The organism is Pseudomonas sp. BF-B-30 (assembly GCF_019956305.1).
Lineage (GTDB): Bacteria > Pseudomonadota > Gammaproteobacteria > Pseudomonadales > Pseudomonadaceae > Aquipseudomonas > Aquipseudomonas jessenii.
In genome coordinates this window covers 15,297-31,096 of sequence record NZ_JAHBDG010000005.1, presented here as the reverse complement: position 1 = coordinate 31,096, position 15,800 = coordinate 15,297, and the positions used below count along the sequence as shown (strand labels likewise).

At 58.6% G+C, this 15,800-nt stretch carries 14 protein-coding genes; 9 read left to right on the top strand and 5 right to left on the bottom strand.

Annotated features, from left to right (window positions below):
* The first annotated feature begins 91 nt into the window (after window positions 1-91).
* The 4 genes from secA (at window position 92) to KGB29_RS03130 (ending at window position 5,921) form a co-directional block, all read left to right on the top strand.
* On the top strand, window positions 92-2,827 hold the full coding sequence (secA, locus tag KGB29_RS03145) for a preprotein translocase subunit SecA (RefSeq protein ID WP_150813309.1): 2,736 nt from the start codon (window positions 92-94) through the stop codon (window positions 2,825-2,827).
* Between the two features lie 120 nt (window positions 2,828-2,947).
* Window positions 2,948-4,165 (top strand): bifunctional glutamate N-acetyltransferase/amino-acid acetyltransferase ArgJ, encoded by a 1,218-nt coding sequence (argJ, locus tag KGB29_RS03140; RefSeq protein ID WP_056726069.1) that lies wholly within the window; start codon window positions 2,948-2,950, stop codon window positions 4,163-4,165.
* 179 nt (window positions 4,166-4,344) lie between these two features.
* Entirely contained in the window at window positions 4,345-4,977 is a 633-nt protein-coding gene (locus KGB29_RS03135) for a glutathione S-transferase family protein (protein ID WP_150813307.1), read from the top strand.
* The gene (locus KGB29_RS03130; protein ID WP_150813306.1) at window positions 4,974-5,921 is read left to right on the top strand and encodes a Nudix family hydrolase; all 948 of its coding nucleotides are present in this window, start codon (window positions 4,974-4,976) and stop codon (window positions 5,919-5,921) included. Before KGB29_RS03135 ends, KGB29_RS03130 begins: the two co-directional genes overlap by 4 nt.
* A 106-nt stretch (window positions 5,922-6,027) precedes the next feature.
* Here the strand turns inward: KGB29_RS03130 and KGB29_RS03125 are convergent, their stop codons facing one another.
* The 3 genes from KGB29_RS03125 to KGB29_RS03115 are packed head-to-tail and all read right to left on the bottom strand — an operon-like array spanning window position 6,028 to window position 9,611.
* The gene (locus KGB29_RS03125; protein ID WP_057713510.1) at window positions 6,028-6,609 is read right to left on the bottom strand and encodes a cob(I)yrinic acid a,c-diamide adenosyltransferase; all 582 of its coding nucleotides are present in this window, start codon (window positions 6,607-6,609) and stop codon (window positions 6,028-6,030) included.
* A gap of 2 nt (window positions 6,610-6,611) precedes the next feature.
* A complete protein-coding gene (locus KGB29_RS03120; RefSeq protein WP_150813357.1) occupies window positions 6,612-8,648 on the bottom strand; it encodes a sensor histidine kinase in 2,037 nt (678 codons plus the stop codon).
* Window positions 8,649-8,693: 45 nt separating this feature from the next.
* The gene (locus KGB29_RS03115; RefSeq protein ID WP_150813305.1) at window positions 8,694-9,611 is read right to left on the bottom strand and encodes a putative 2-dehydropantoate 2-reductase; all 918 of its coding nucleotides are present in this window, start codon (window positions 9,609-9,611) and stop codon (window positions 8,694-8,696) included.
* Between the two features lie 135 nt (window positions 9,612-9,746).
* On the opposite strand from KGB29_RS03115, the gene KGB29_RS03110 reads away from it, so the two are divergent.
* Together KGB29_RS03110 and KGB29_RS03105 are read left to right on the top strand one after the other, a co-directional pair.
* A complete protein-coding gene (locus KGB29_RS03110) occupies window positions 9,747-10,232 on the top strand; it encodes a YajQ family cyclic di-GMP-binding protein (protein WP_007990750.1) in 486 nt (161 codons plus the stop codon).
* A 136-nt stretch (window positions 10,233-10,368) separates the two neighbouring features.
* On the top strand, window positions 10,369-11,211 hold the full coding sequence (locus KGB29_RS03105) for a mechanosensitive ion channel family protein (RefSeq protein ID WP_057713512.1): 843 nt from the start codon (window positions 10,369-10,371) through the stop codon (window positions 11,209-11,211).
* 144 nt (window positions 11,212-11,355) lie between these two features.
* Here the strand turns inward: KGB29_RS03105 and KGB29_RS03100 are convergent, their stop codons facing one another.
* The gene (locus KGB29_RS03100) at window positions 11,356-12,702 is read right to left on the bottom strand and encodes an OprD family porin (RefSeq protein ID WP_150813304.1); all 1,347 of its coding nucleotides are present in this window, start codon (window positions 12,700-12,702) and stop codon (window positions 11,356-11,358) included.
* Window positions 12,703-13,610: 908 nt separating this feature from the next.
* Between KGB29_RS03100 and KGB29_RS03095 the strand changes: the two genes are divergently transcribed.
* Entirely contained in the window at window positions 13,611-14,036 is a 426-nt protein-coding gene (locus tag KGB29_RS03095; protein ID WP_150813356.1) for an HIT domain-containing protein, read from the top strand.
* A gap of 3 nt (window positions 14,037-14,039) precedes the next feature.
* Window positions 14,040-14,246 carry a SlyX family protein gene (locus KGB29_RS03090; protein ID WP_008052459.1) on the top strand — a complete coding sequence of 69 codons (207 nt, stop codon included), beginning with the start codon at window positions 14,040-14,042 and terminating at the stop codon, window positions 14,244-14,246.
* Between the two features lie 64 nt (window positions 14,247-14,310).
* Here the strand turns inward: KGB29_RS03090 and KGB29_RS28695 are convergent, their stop codons facing one another.
* Window positions 14,311-14,913 carry a cold-shock protein gene (locus tag KGB29_RS28695; protein WP_057713515.1) on the bottom strand — a complete coding sequence of 201 codons (603 nt, stop codon included), beginning with the start codon at window positions 14,911-14,913 and terminating at the stop codon, window positions 14,311-14,313.
* Window positions 14,914-15,425: 512 nt separating this feature from the next.
* Here KGB29_RS28695 and KGB29_RS03080 point away from each other — a divergent pair.
* Window positions 15,426-15,761 (top strand): ribbon-helix-helix domain-containing protein, encoded by a 336-nt coding sequence (locus KGB29_RS03080; RefSeq protein ID WP_150813303.1) that lies wholly within the window; start codon window positions 15,426-15,428, stop codon window positions 15,759-15,761.
* Window positions 15,762-15,800: the final 39 nt, after the last annotated feature.

Genomic DNA, 15,800 nt, shown 5'->3' with positions numbered 1-15,800 from the left:
GTAGAATGCTCGTTCGCATGCGGCCATGAGGGCTGCACGGGCGACTCACGGGGCCGCCCTCCATCCCTTTAGTGTGGAAGATCCTGCCGATATGTTTGCGCCTTTGTTAAAGAAACTTTTTGGAAGCAAGAACGAGCGTGAAGTCAAACGCATGCTCAAGACGGTGCAACTCGTCAATGCCTTCGAAGAGCAAATGGTGGCCCTTTCGGACGATCAATTGCGTGCCAAGACAAGCGAGTTCAAGGCCCGCATCGCCAAAGGGGAATCCCTCGACAAACTGCTGCCAGAAGCCTTTGCGGTCGCCCGCGAAGCCGGCAAGCGTGTCATGGGCATGCGCCACTTCGATGTCCAGCTGATCGGCGGCATGACCTTGCATGAAGGCATGATCGCGGAAATGCGTACCGGTGAAGGCAAGACCCTGGTGGCAACACTGGGCGTTTACCTCAACGCGCTGTCCGGCAACGGCGTGCACGTTGTGACGGTGAACGACTACCTGGCCCGCCGTGACGCCAACTGGATGCGCCCGCTGTATGAATTCCTCGGCCTGACGGTCGGCGTTGTCACGCCGTTCCAGCCGCCGGAAGAGAAGCGTGCTGCCTACGCCGCCGACATCACCTACGGCACCAACAACGAATTCGGTTTCGATTACCTGCGCGACAACATGGCGTTCAGCATGGAAGAAAAATTCCAGCGCGAACTCAATTTTGCCGTGATCGACGAAGTCGACTCGATCCTCATCGACGAAGCCCGTACGCCGCTGATCATCTCCGGTCAGGCCGAGGACAGCTCCAAGCTGTACATCGAGGTCAACAAGCTGATCCCGCAGCTCAAGCTGCACGTTGAAGAAGTCGAAGGCGAAGTGACCCAGGCCGGTCACTTCACCGTCGACGAGAAGACCCGTCAGGTCGAACTCAACGAAGCCGGTCACCAGTACGTCGAAGAAACGCTGACCCGCATCGGCCTGCTGGCTGAAGGCGAGAGCCTGTACTCGGCCCACAACCTGAGCCTGCTGACTCACGTTTACGCCGGCCTGCGCGCGCACAAGCTGTTCCATCGCAACGTCGAATACATCGTGCAGGACGGTCAGGTCGTACTGGTCGACGAGCACACCGGCCGTACCATGCCGGGCCGCCGCTTGTCCGAAGGCCTGCACCAGGCCATCGAAGCCAAGGAAAACCTGAACATCCAGGCCGAAAGCCAGACGCTGGCGTCGACCACCTTCCAGAACTACTTCCGTCTGTACAACAAACTGTCCGGCATGACCGGTACGGCCGACACCGAAGCGTTCGAGTTCCACCAGATCTATGGCCTGCAGGTCATGGTGATTCCACCGAACAAGCCGCTGGCCCGCAAGGACTACAACGACCTGGTGTTCCTGACCGCCGACGAGAAATACGCGGCAATCGTGGCCGACATCAAGGAAAGCATGGCCGCGGGCCGTCCGGTCCTGGTCGGTACCGCCACTATCGAAACCTCCGAGCACATGTCCAGCCTGCTCGTGAAGGAAGGCATCGAACACAAGGTCCTGAACGCCAAGTTCCACGAAAAGGAAGCCGAGATCATTGCCCAGGCCGGTCGCCCGGGCGCGCTGACCATCGCCACCAACATGGCCGGTCGTGGTACCGACATCCTGTTGGGTGGTAACTGGGAAGTGGAAGTGGCTTCCCTGGAAAACCCGACCCCTGAGCAGATTGCCCAGATCAAGGCCGACTGGCAGAAACGTCACCAGCAAGTGCTCGAGTCGGGCGGTTTGCAGGTGATTGCCTCCGAGCGCCATGAATCGCGCCGTATCGACAACCAGCTGCGTGGTCGTGCCGGTCGTCAGGGCGACGCCGGTTCCAGCCGTTTCTACCTGTCGCTGGAAGACAGCCTGATGCGCATCTTCGCCTCTGACCGGGTGAAGAACTTCATGAAGGCCCTGGGCATGCAGCCTGGCGAAGCGATCGAGCACCGCATGGTGACCAACGCTATCGAAAAGGCCCAGCGCAAGGTTGAAGGCCGCAACTTCGACATTCGCAAGCAACTGCTCGAGTTCGACGACGTCAACAACGAACAGCGTAAAGTGATCTATCACATGCGTAACACGTTGCTGGCCGCCGACAACATCGGTGAGACCATCGCTGACTTCCGTCAGGACGTGCTCGACGCCACCGTCAGCGCGCACATTCCTCCACAATCGCTGCCTGAGCAGTGGGACGTGGCCGGTCTGGAAGCCGCGTTGCAGAGCGATTTCGGTGTGGCGCTGCCAATCCAGCAGTGGCTCGACGAAGACGACCACCTGTACGAAGAAACCCTGCGCGAGAAACTGATGCAGGAACTGATCGCGGCGTACAACGAGAAAGAAGACCAGGCGGGCGCCGAAGCGTTGCGCACCTTCGAGAAGCAAATCGTTCTGCGCGTACTGGACGACCTGTGGAAAGACCACCTGTCGACCATGGATCACCTGCGCCACGGTATCCACTTGCGTGGCTATGCCCAGAAGAACCCGAAGCAGGAATACAAGCGCGAGTCCTTCACCCTGTTCTCCGAATTGCTGGATTCGATCAAGCGCGATTCGATCCGTGTGCTGTCCCACGTTCAGGTTCGTCGCGAAGACCCGATCGAAGAGGAGCAGCGCCTGCGTCAGGAAGCCGAGGCATTGGCCGCTCGCATGCAGTTCCTGCATGAAGAGGCTCCAGGCCTTGAACAGCCTGAAGTGTTGGGCGAAGAGGTCGATGTTGCCCTCGCTGCCGCGCCGGTTCGCAACGAGCAGAAGCTGGGTCGCAACGAGTTGTGCTACTGCGGTTCGGGCAAGAAGTTCAAGCATTGCCACGGGCAGATTCAGTAAAACCCGTTTCAATCGCTGAAATACCCGCGCCGCGACCGGCTTCTGCCGTCGCGGCGTTTTACCATTCGAACCACCGTTCTGCTGAAACGGTGCTGACATCATTTATAAAGGAGCGCATTCATGGCTGTTGGTCTTGGTCCTTTGCCAACGTTGCACCCGGTTGCCGGTTTTGAACTCGGTATCGCCTCGGCTGGCATCAAGCGCCCGGGGCGCAAGGATGTTGTGGTCATGCGCTGTGTTGAGGGCTCCACGGTTGCCGGCGTGTTCACCCTGAACGCCTTTTGCGCCGCACCGGTGATCCTGGCCAAGCAACGCGTACAAGGCCCTGTGCGTTATCTGTTGACCAACACCGGCAATGCCAACGCCGGCACGGGCGAACCTGGCCTGGCCGCCGCCGAGCGCACTTGCGCGAAACTGGCCGAGTTGACCGGTGTCGATGCCAGCCAGGTGCTGCCGTATTCCACCGGTGTGATCGGCGAGCCGCTGCCGGTCGAGAAAATCGAAGGCGCGCTGCAAGCGGCCCTCGATGACCTGTCGATCCACAACTGGGAAGCTGCCGCCACCGGCATCATGACCACCGACACCCTGCCAAAGGGCGCCAGTCGTCAGTTCCAGCACGACGGTGTGACCATCACCGTTACCGGCATCAGCAAAGGCGCCGGCATGATTCGCCCGAACATGGCGACCATGCTCGGCTACATCGCCACCGACGCCAAAGTCTCCCGCGATGTGCTGCAAAACCTGATGCTGGATGGCGCCAACAAGTCGTTCAACCGCATCACCATCGATGGTGATACCTCGACCAACGACTGCTGCATGCTGATCGCCACCGGTCAGGCTGCGCTGCCGGAAATCACCCGCGCCGAAGGCGAACTGTTTGCCAAACTCAAGCAAGCGGTGTTCGAAGTGTGCATGGACGTAGCCCAGGCCATCGTTCGTGACGGTGAAGGCGCGACCAAATTCGTCACTGTTGAAGTCAATGGTGGCGGCAACCACCAGGAATGCCTGGACGTCGGTTACACCGTGGCTCACTCGCCGCTGATCAAGACCGCGCTCTTCGCTTCCGACCCGAACTGGGGCCGCATCCTGGCCGCCGTCGGCCGTGCCGGTGTACCGAACCTGGACGTGAGCAAGATCGACGTATTCCTCGGCGACGTGTGCATCGCCAGCCGTGGTGCGCGCGCGGCGACCTACACCGAAGCCCAGGGCGCGGCGGTGATGCAGCAAGAAGAAATCACCATCCGTATCGAGTTGGGTCGTGGCGATTGCAGTGAAACCATCTGGACTACCGATCTGTCCCACGAGTACGTGAAGATCAACGCCGAGTACCGTACTTGATACACGGTTAAAGACCGAGTCGTCCCATTCGCGAGCAAGCCCGCTCCCACAGGAGATCTTCAGTGAACACAAAATGTGAGTACTGTCCGATCAACTGTGGGAGCGGGCTTGCTCGCGAAGGCTGACGACCGGACGCTGGATATTCTTGCTTGTTACCCTGACGAGAAGGCACCCCGAACATGAGCCTGCACCTGATCATCGGCGACAAACTGCTTTCTTCCTGGTCCCTGCGCGGGGCCCTGGCTCTGGATCTGACCGGCGCCTCCTACACCGAAGAACTGATCAAGCTGAATCAGCCGGACACCCGTGAGCGTCTGCTCAAGCATTCGCCAACCGGCAAGGTCCCGCTGCTGAAAACCGAACACAGTACCATCGCCGACTCCCTGGCGATTGCCGAATACCTGGCAGAACAGTTTCCCGACGCGAACCTGTGGCCCAAAGACACCGCCGCCCGTGCCCAGGCGCGTTCGGCGTGCGCGCAGATGCACAGTGGCTTTTTCGCCATGCGCGGCAACATGCCGTTCGACCTGAGCCATGACTCAGCGCTGTCGCCGGTCCCGGCCGATGTCCAGGCGGACATCGAGCGCATGTCAGCGTTGTGGGCGGAGTGCCGTGCTGTCGCGACAGAAACCGGACCGTACCTGTTTGGTCGTATCAGTCTGGCGGATGTGTTCTTTGCACCCATCGCCGTGCGCCTGCGCACCTATCGGGTGAAACTGTCCGCGGCTGATGAAGCCTATGTTGAAACCCTCTACCAATGGCCAGCGTTCAAGGCCTGGCAGAAGGCCGGACTGGAGGAAATCGAGCGGTGAAACGAGTTCATGTAGCCGCCGCCGTTATCCGTGATAACAACGGCAAGATCCTTATCGCCCGCCGTGCCGATACCCAGCACCAGGGTGGCCTGTGGGAGTTTCCCGGGGGCAAGGTCGAGGCCGACGAGTCGGTCGAAACCGCACTGGCCCGCGAACTCCATGAGGAACTGGGCATCGTGGTCGGCGCGGCGCGCCCGCTGATCAAGGTCCGGCACGATTACCCGGACAAGCAGGTGTTGCTGGATGTCTGGGAAGTCTCGGCGTTTAGCGGCGAGCCCCACGGTGCCGAGGGACAACCGCTGGCCTGGGTGACACCCCGCGACCTGTCGGATTATGAGTTCCCTGAAGCCAACCGGCCGATCGTCGCGGCCGCACGGTTACCCGAGCAGTACTTGATCACCCCGGAAGACCTGGAACCCCCCGCGTTGCTGCGTGGTATTCAGAAGGCCATTGCCGGCGGCGTCAAGCTGATCCAGTTGCGTGCACCGAACGGCTACGACCCGAAATACCGCGACCTGGCAGTGGATGCTGTGGGGCTGTGTGCCGGCAAGGCGCAATTGATGATCAAGGGGCCATTCGAATGGCTGGGCGACTTCCCGTCCGCCGGTTGGCACATTACCGCGGCGCAACTGCGCAAATACGCAGCGGCTGGCCGACCGCTTCCGGCATCGCGCTGGCTGGCGGCGTCTTGCCATAACGCTGAAGAGTTGGCGCTGGCCGAACAGATGGGGGTGGATTTCGTGACCCTGTCGCCGGTTCAACCGACCCTGACTCACCCTGGCGCCGAGCCGTTGGGTTGGGAGCAGGCATCGAGCCTGATCGAGGGCTTCAGCAAGCCGGTGTTCCTGCTCGGTGGTGTAGGTCCGTCGGAGGTCGAGAAAGCCTGGGCTGCGGGTGCGCAGGGGGTGGCGGGGATTCGGGCGTTTTGGCCTGATTCCCAGTGATGCAAATGACCTCATCGCGAGCAAGCTCGCTCCCACAGTAGATTTGTGGCGTTCACAAAACCTGTGGGAGCGGGCTTGCCCGCGAAGGGGCCCTGACAGGCGCCGATTAAACCTCAGGTTTCGCCGCAGGCTGCCAAAGTATCTCCGCCACTCCCTGACGCTTGGCAATCAACCGCGCCACAACAAACAACAAATCCGACAACCGATTGATGTACGCCAGGCCAACCCCGGCCAACGGTTCAATCGCGTTGAGCTGCTGACATCGCCGTTCTGCGCTGCGCGCCAGGCTGCGGCAGACATGGGCCTGGGCAATCAGCGTCGAGCCGCCGGGCAAGATGAAGTTTTCCAGTGGCCCCAGCTCTTCATTCCACAGATCGATCGCCGCTTCCAGTCGTTCGATTTCCGCTGCATTCAACGCCTGATACACCGGCATCGCCAGCTCGCCACCCAGATCAAATAACCGATGCTGGCAGGGGGCCAATACCTCGATCACTTCGTTCAAGTCCGGAAACTGACCCGTTTGCGCTGCCAACCCGGCCAGCAACACGCCCACCTGACTGTTCAGCGTATCGACTTCGCCAATGGCCTCGATCCGCGGGTGATCCTTGGGCACGCGACGACCATCGCCCAGCCCGGTCTCGCCTTTGTCGCCAGTGCGGGTGTAAATCTTCGACAAACGAAAGCCCATGGTTACCTCGATAGCAGATTGAGTTGTTGCGAGACAGGCGGCGTGCTCGCCAGGGGCAGGCGCAAGGTGAAGCAGGTGCCTTGGCCAAGCGTCGATTGCACTTCCATCTGCCCTTTGTGGTTATTGGTGACGATGAAGTACGACACCGACAGGCCAAGCCCGGTGCCCTGGCCGATTTCCTTGGTGGTGAAGAATGGTTCGAAGGTCCGTTTGCGCACGCTTTCGCTCATGCCGATGCCGTTGTCCTCGACCTGAATTTCCGCCCATGGCGGGTTGAGCCTGGTGCGCAGAATGATCCGTCCAGGCTCGCTGTCATCTTCGCGCTGGTGGATGGCTTGCGCAGCGTTTTTCAACAGGTTGAGCAGCACTTGCTCCAGTTCGTTGGCGGTGCCGGGGACCGGTCCCAGCGCGGGATCGAACTGACGAATGATGGCCTGGCCCTTGAAGTCGAAGCCGATCGCCAGGTCGAAATCGTTACCGGCGATCTCCACCGCCTGGTCGATCAGGGCGGGCAGGTCGCAAGGGGCCATCTGGCGGGTGCTGCGACGACTGAAGCTGAGCATGTGGGTGACGATTTTCGCCGCCCGGGCACCTGCCTGCTGGATGCCGTCGAGCAACTGTGGCACCTCGCGAACTTGCAGGTACTGGTTGACCGTCGTCAGTTCGATGCCGGCCTGTTCAGCCACTTCGAGGTTCTTCGGCAAATCGGGTGACAGGCGCCGGCGAATGTTTTGCACGTTGTGCAGGATCGCGCCCAGCGGGTTGTTGATCTCGTGGGCCATGCCGGCGGCCAGACCACCCACCGAAAGCATTTTCTCCGACTGCACCATCATCTCTTCCAGAGACAGGCGCTGGGTGATGTCATCGATCCGGATTACCACGCCACGCCCGGCACCGCCCATCAGCGGGTAGAAAGTCAGGGCGTAGTGGCGGGGCTCATCGTCCTTGAGCCAGGTGACACGTTCGATCTTGGCCACCGTATGCTGCTCGACCGTTTCCTTGAGTTGCGGCAAGAACGGCTTGAGCGGTTCGAAGGCGAGGAAGATAGGCTGGTTCAGGGCTTCATCGAGACGCGTGCCGGACAGGGCACTGGCCTCCTGGTTCCATTGCGTCACGTAGAGCTGTTCGTCGAGTGCGATCAGCGCCGACGGCATGGAGTCGATGATGCTGTTGAGGTAGTTCTGGAAACCGGTGAGCTTTTTCTCGATCTTGCTGCGCACCTGGACTTCGAGCTCCAGTTTGCGGTTGGTATGGCGGGTTTCCTCTGCCAGACCCTGGGCCTGGTCGTAGGCTGCCTGGGAGTCGTCCCTGGCCCGCTTGAGTTGCTGCTCCCTGGCCTCGATCCGCGAAAGCATGGTATTGAACGCCTCGGCGAGGCTGCCGATTTCATCGTGGTTTCCGCGCGAAGCACGCAGTGCATAGTTTTCTTCACGGGTTACCTGCCGGGACAATTCCTCGAGTTGGTGGATCGGCCGGGTAATCAAGCGCTTGATCTGGCGGGCAATGATCAGCCACAGCAGCACGCTGAAGATCAGAATCCCCAGGCTGGCCGTCAGGGTCCCGGTGTAGAACGCCACTGGCAGTTCGCTCGTGGCCACCAACAACAGGTGCCCTGGTGCCGCACCGGTGCGGGCCAGGGGGATGACCTGGTTGGTACGAAACTCGGTGGCCTGCCAGTCTTCGATATGCCGGAAACGCTTCGGCAGTTCCAGGTTGTCGCCATGCTGCAATTGCGCCAATCGCTCACCCTTTCCGTCATACAGGGCCGCCGCGCGCAACGGCGAATAGCTGTTGAGTTCATTGAGCAGGCGCTCGGCGCTTTGCGGTGACGCCAGGGCTTCGGAGGCCAGGGTCGGGTTGGATATCAGGCGGCCGATGGTCTGCAGAGCCTGGGGCGCCATGCTTTCCTGGGAGATGTAGTAGGCGGCACTGATAAAGGTCAGGTTCGCAACCAGCAGGACGGTGACCATCAGTACCAGCAGGGCGGCCAGCAGTTTCTGGCCGACGGGCAGGTTTTCAAGGCGCTGGCGCAATGGCATCGGATTCATCGCAGGCAAGGAACAAGTGGCCAGCGTAGCCGCTGCTCAGTCGCTGGGCAATCCAAGGCTTTGCAGGCGAGCGATCAACCTTGCCTCAAGTTGATTGAGGTGAGGCAGGTTCAGTTGATGACGCCCGGCCACTTTGCAGGCGTAACCGAGCAGGTAGCTGATTTCCGTGCGGCGCTGGCTCGTGACGTCCTGATGCATCGAGGAGTAGTTGGCTGCGGTGGCGTGAATCACTCGTTCGACTTCCTGCTGCAGGTTTTCGGCGGCTGCCGGCTGACCACAACGCTCAAGCAACTCCGCCAGTTCGCCGCACAGGGTGGCGACCTCGCATTGATGTTGCTGCAAACCGCCGTTGCGGCAATCGTGCAGCACCGTCAGCGGATTGATCGCACAGTTGAGGGCGAGTTTGCGCCACAGCCTGGTCAGAATCTCCGTGCTCCACTCGTGGGGAATGCCGGCAGCGCTCAGGTCATCGAGCCAGATCGGCGCCACCGGATGGCTCGCATCCCCCAGCCAGGTGAAGCCATGCCCGGCAAACACCACCCGCCAATCGCCATCGCGGAAGGCGCCTTCTGTGCTCGAGGCATAGATGCAGCGTGCCTGAGGAACCTGTGCGGCTACCGCGTCCTGACTGCCCAGGCCATTTTGCAGCAGGATCAGTTCGGCGCCTGGGGCCAGGCGTGGCGCCAATCGAGCCACCGCACTTTCGGTATCGTAGGCTTTGCACGCCACCAGCAGGCGGTGGATCGGTTGCGGGCTGTCGGCTGTCTCGGCGGGCACGGCATAGTGTTGTGCCTCGCCGTGTTCCACCAGTGTCAATCCACCGGCCGCCTCATAGGCCTGCAGTCTCGCGGTGTCCCGCAGGATCAGCCTGACCGGCACGCCAGCCCGTGCCAGACGTGTCGTCCATAATGTGCCGAGGCTGCCGGCGCCCAGTACATGCCAGGTGGTGGACATCAGCTTTTTGCTCTGTTTAAGGCGTGCATCGGCAGCTCGCAGTGAATGATGGGAAAGACCCGTTATAATCAGCGCGGATTTTAACCGCAAGCCAGGCGTGCTCCATCAGTGCGCCTTTAAATTTGGAGAGATTACATGCCGTCGTTCGACGTGGTATCCGAACTGGACAAACACGAAGTCACCAACGCGGTCGAGAACGCCGTCAAGGAACTCGATCGTCGTTATGACCTGAAAGGCAAAGGCAGCTTCGAGTTCAAGGAAAAAGACCTGACCGTCAACCTGACCGCCGAAGCGGATTTCCAGCTCGAAGCGATGATTGAGATCCTCAAGCTGGCGCTGGTCAAGCGCAAAATCGACGTGCAGTGCCTTGAAGTCAAGGACGCGTTCGCGTCGGGCAAACTGATGAAGCAGGACGCCGTCCTCAAGGAAGGCATCGACAAGGAGCTGGCGAAGAAAATCGTCGCTCATGTCAAAGATGCCAAGCTAAAGGTCCAGGCGGCCATTCAGGGCGAGCAGGTTCGCATCACCGGTAAAAAGCGTGATGACCTGCAAGAAGCCATTGCAGTGCTGCGGGCCAAGGAATTCGGTATGCCGCTGCAGTTCAACAACTTCCGCGACTGATCTTGAAAGCGGGAACCTCCTGGCGTTTGCGACGTCGCAGACCCCAGCAACGGCAGAAACGATCGAGCCCGTCGCGGTTAGATCTTTCTGCCGCTTTTTTACGCATGCCGGGTAGCCGGAAAACAGGAGAATGTAGATGGACTTAAATGCCGAGGTAGACAATCTGGTCAAGGTATCCCAAAGCTGGATCCCGATGATCATGGAATACGGCAGCCGTGTACTGCTGGCGGTCATCACCCTGGCCATCGGCTGGTGGCTGATCAACAAGGTCACGAAAAAGCTCGGCGGCCTGATTGCATTACGTAATGCCGACCTGGCGCTGCAAGGCTTTATCAGCAGTCTGGCGAACATCATCCTCAAGATCCTGCTGGTCGTCAGCGTGGCCTCGATGATCGGTGTGGAAACCACTTCGTTTGTGGCGGCGATTGGTGCGGCAGGCCTGGCCATTGGCCTGGCCTTGCAGGGCAGCCTGGCGAACTTCGCCGGTGGCGTGCTGATTTTGCTGTTCCGTCCGTTTCGCATCGGCGACTGGATCGAGGCTCAGGGTATCGCCGGTACTGTCGACAGCATCCAGATTTTCCATACCGTACTGCGTACTGGTGACAACAAGACCATCATCGTGCCGAACGGCAATCTGTCGAATGGCATCATCACTAACACAAACCGTCAGCCGACTCGTAAAGTCGTGTTTGATGTAGGCGTTGATTACGAAGCGGACCTTCAGAAAGCCCGTGAAGTTTTACTGGAATTGGCCAGGGACCCGCGAGTATTGACAGATCCGGAACCACAGGCAGTTGTTTCTACCCTGGGTGACAGTTCGATCACGCTTTCGCTTCGTGTCTGGGTAAAGACTGCCGATTACTGGGATGTGTTGTTCATGTTCAACGAACTATCCCGTGATCGCCTGAGAGAGGCCGGTATCGATATTCCGTTTCCACAGCGGGTTATTCGTGTGGTTCAGGAGTCTGCGGTGCAGTAACAGGTCATTTGAACAATGTCTGACTCTTTGGTCAGGCATGTTCTGTAAGGGGCAGGTCGTTAAAGCAGTCAGGCGAGAGCCAACAAAAAAGGCCCATCCGAAGATGGGCCTTTTGTTTTGTTACCGCAAACTAACTGGATGCGATTACAAAACCGACAGCGGGTAGTCGACGATGAAACGGAACTCTTTCACGTCGCCTTCACCTTCGTCAGCGTTAGCGAAGTGCCATGCTTGACGAATACGGAAGGAAAGGTCTTTTGCCGGGCCAGACTGAACAACGTACTTGGCTTCGAAGTTGGTTTCGTTGTGCTTGCCATCTGCACCGTACAGACCAGCGTAAGCGCTGTTGGCTGGAGTGTTGGTACCGTCGATGTCCCAACCTTTAACGTAACGGGTCATGAAGCTCAGACCTGGAACGCCGTACTCGGCCATTTTCAGGTCGTAACGAACCTGGGCAGACTTCTCGTTCGGAGCGTTGAAGTCAGAGTACTGGATGGAGTTGGCGAGGAAGATCGAGTCGCCGCCACGGTTGTTCTTGCCAATACCGATGTAGTCGAACGGAGTGTCACCGTTGACCTTCTGGAAGCCCAGGGTAATGGTGTGTGCTTTCAGGAACGAGAAAGCAGCCGCCAGGGAGAACGTGGTGTTGCTGATATCGCCGACTTTGGCATCGCCAGTGTCTTTGGTGTTGTAGATGTTACCGTCCAGGTTCAGCGACTCGGTGTCGGTGAACGGGATGGTGTAGTTCAGGTTGGCGTAGTACTGGTTCCAGATGTCTTCCAGCTTGGCGCCGTACAGCGATGCGCTCAGGTTGTCGGTGAAACCGTACTTGCCGCCGAAGTAGTCGATCTTGTTGGCGGAAACGCCGGCGTAGGTTGCAAACAGGTCGCCGTCACGGGCGTTTTTGTCCTGGCTGCTACCCGAGTAGAAGTGACCGGCCTCGAGGTCAAGGTCTTTGATCTCGCTGCTCTGCAGTTGGATACCGCTGGCAGTTTGCGGCAGGATACGGGAGCCGCCCACAGCGAACACTGGGGAAGTGCTTGGCTGCATGTCGCCGACTTTCAGCTCGGTTTTGGAAACGCGGAATTTAACGGCGCCACCGGCTTTACCCTGGCTGTCGTTGACATCGCGAGAACCGTTGGCGTTAACGGTGTCGCTACGGCTCATGTTGCCGGTACCGCTAGTGCCGTCACCACCGTCCAGCTTGATTGCCAGGTAACCGTACGCATCAACGCCGACACCGATCAGGCCTTGGGTGTAACCGGAGCTGTAGTTAGCCCAGATGCCCTGGGTCCAGTCTTTCTGGTCACGGCCACCGTCTTTGTTATCACGGTTGAAGTAGTAGTTGCGAACCAGCAAGTTCAGCGTGCTGTCTTCAACAAAACCTTTGGCTTCAGCCTGGTCACTTACGAAAGGGGCGGCCGTAGCCAATTGGGTACTGGCTGCTGCTGCAACTGCCAGTGCGATCATGCTCCACTTCATCACGCGCATCGTGATTTGCTCCTTTGGTTTTAGAAGAGTACTGCCGTCCCACCTGTTTTATTATCTGGGCGGCTCTTTCTTTTTGTGTCGGCGCAAACTTATATCACGCCGACAATGTTGGCGATACTTGCGCATCTAACCTTTCGCCTTCTTTACGACCCTGTCGCAAACAGCGTGGTAGATGTCGCAAATTTCCAGCTCCGACGCAACCGGGCGGACAACTTTAATGCTGTTTTTTGCGCCTTGTCGTCGGTAAAAAGAGTCCTGGTGAAACGTTTGAATCTCCATCGGGCTACCTTGCCACTGTTTTTTTTGCCTGAGGGCCTCCGCTTCCAGCGGGTGCGACTCGGGCGATGTTGGGTATGAATGCAACAAGCGTGCACAAAATCGTCTTTTTTTCGATTTTTTTCTTGTTGGCTGCCAGGTGCTGTAAAAACCTCATAAAACCGGGGGGTTCAAGCGCTTTTGGTTTGGGCTTGACGCCTTGCCTGACATCATGTTGCGGCCTTCTGGTCGACAGTCTGGCAACCAAAAATGTTACCGGTTCACCCCACCACTGAGTAAATGGCGGATGTCGAAGCGTTCAGCGTAGACCCACTGTGCGGTTTTGGTGCAAAAAATTTTAGCCCTGTACTGAATTCATCTCTGTCGGCTGCTTGCCTGAAGCGAACTTTTCCTTGTTGATCAGTCATTTCGGCGTTTGTTGCCTGACGTTCGGTTCTGTAAAGGTGCGCGGCAGCGAAAATTGTCCCATTCGGGGGCGGCTGTCAGATTTCCACTGGCGCTCGTGGCTTCGATGCAAGGTTCGCCGTGAAGCCTGCGCCGTTCGCAGGTATGCTGCCGTCCGGTCGCTTGGTGCGCTGTCCCTCTGGATGGGCGCTAAGCTGAAAAATGATGGCCCGGCGGGAGTACGCGCAGTGTTCACTTTAGATCCACGACTTCAACAAGACACGTTACCGATCGGGGACTTTCCGCTCTGCCGGTTGCTGCTGTCCAACGATTCGAACTATCCCTGGTTCATCCTGGTACCTCGTCGCGAGGCTATCAGCGAGATATTTCAGTTGGATGTCGCAGAGCAGCAACAGCTTTGGCAGGAAACAACAGTGCTGTCGCAAGTGCTCAAGGACGCGTTCGATGCGGACAAGTTGAATGTGGCGGCGCTGGGCAATGTCGTGAGTCAGTTGCACATGCATGTGATAGTGCGCAAGCGCGAAGATGCCGCCTGGCCAGCGCCGGTTTGGGGTAAACATCCGGCGAAACCCTACAGTTCGGAGCAGATCGCCGCGATTCGCGAACGTTTGCGCTTGATTTTGACCGATGAATTTACGTTTCTGGAGGGCTGAAGCATGAGCCTGGAAGAGCGCGTTACCGAGCTTGAAAGCCGTCTGGCGTTTCAGGATGACACCATCCAGGCGTTGAACGATGTGCTGGTGGCGCAGCAGCGGGTGGTCGAGCGCCTGCAGCTGCAAATGGCTGCGCTGCTCAAGCGGCAGGAGGAAATGGTCGGGCAGTTCGAGTCATTCGAAGAAGAGGCGCCGCCGCCGCACTATTAAGAGTGTCGCAGGCATGAAAAAACCGCGGACAGCTCGGCTGTGCGCGGTTTTTTTTAGCCTTGAATCAGCGGCGCGGCAGTGCGGCGATCACATCTTCGGCTTGCAGGCCCTTGTCACGATTCATGACGGAGAACTCCACGCGCTGGCCTTCGACCAGGACACGGTGGCCTTCGCCGCGAATGGCCCGGAAGTGGACGAAGATATCGTCACCGGAGTCGCGGGAGATAAAGCCGAAGCCTTTGGATGTGTTGAACCACTTGACGGTGCCGGTATCGCGGTTGCTCATGTCGTAGCTTGGCGAGGTGGCGGCTGGTGACGACTTGTAGAAGCTGATGCCCAGGTGCAGGGTAACGGCGATCAGGGCAGCGACCAGGCTGAACAGTACGGCGGGTTGACCGGCGATGACGGGCATCGGTGCGATCAGCGTCAGGGTCTGCAGGACCACGCTCAGAACCAGCAGGGCGCTGACCAGGTTTTGCAGTTGGTGACGCGGGCCTTTGTTCCAGTAAGGGATGACAGGCGCAAGTGTGAGGTTGAGCAGACCGAAAAAGGCCAGGTACAGCGCGTCGGGTTGTTGCAGGTAAGGTAAGGCTTCGGATTGCAGGCTAGGGATGAAGGACAGCAGCAAGGCCGCTGCGCCTATCAACAGATGGACGATTTTCAACATTTTGATTAACTCACGTTAAGACAGCTCACAAGGAAGAGCTGATGGCGCACGGTTCGCTTCAAGATAATAAAGAGGCGTTGGACACGTACCCGGTATCAGCCTATGCGCCGAGCCCGGTAAAAATGGGCACTGGCGACACGCTGTCTATTTAACAGCAAAGCCGCAGGCTACTCAAATCAGGGCGTCCGGCGGCTCTTTTGGGAGGGGGATTTGCCGCGGATTGCCCGAAGTTCCGGGGCTGCGGCACAACGGCGGGTTTTGCCAGGCACCTTGAAGTGTTGTTCGCGCTCTTCTTTCCTACGCCATTCCATAAGGTGCTTCTGAAGGGGGTATCGCTTCGCAGTGTGGGAAAATATCCGGAGTAGGACGTTCTCCAGGGTCTGCCAATAGTTGTTGGCTTATCCTACGTCGAGGGTCATGAAAGTCGTCTGGATATACCTTTGCACCTGCGTTTTTATTAGTCGACAGGCAGTTGCTCTTAAAAACCAGGATGGCAAAGGAGTGTCAGCGTTATGGTTTATGAAAGGCAGGAAGAGGGGCGATACGGTTCGCACAAGGATGTAAAGGTTGATCCGTTTGTTCGCGAGTTCGATATGGGGCTGGCCCAGCCCTTGTCCCGCTCCGTACGATTGAATGGCTTCGCCACCTGTTTGCGGCTCGAGCAGGTTTATTGGGATATTTTGGGGGGGATGGCGCGGGCCAATGGTTGCTCGGTCAACAACCTGTTGTCTCATGTGGATCGCGAAGTTCACTTGCGTCACGGCGGGGTAAGGAACTTCAGTGGATTGGTGCGGGTTGTCTGTGTCGTGCACAGTCTCAAGGAAGGGGGTTGCATCGCCACGGCCTAGTCTGGACGGCGAAAACAGCAGAGTGTCGGTCTGTGCAGT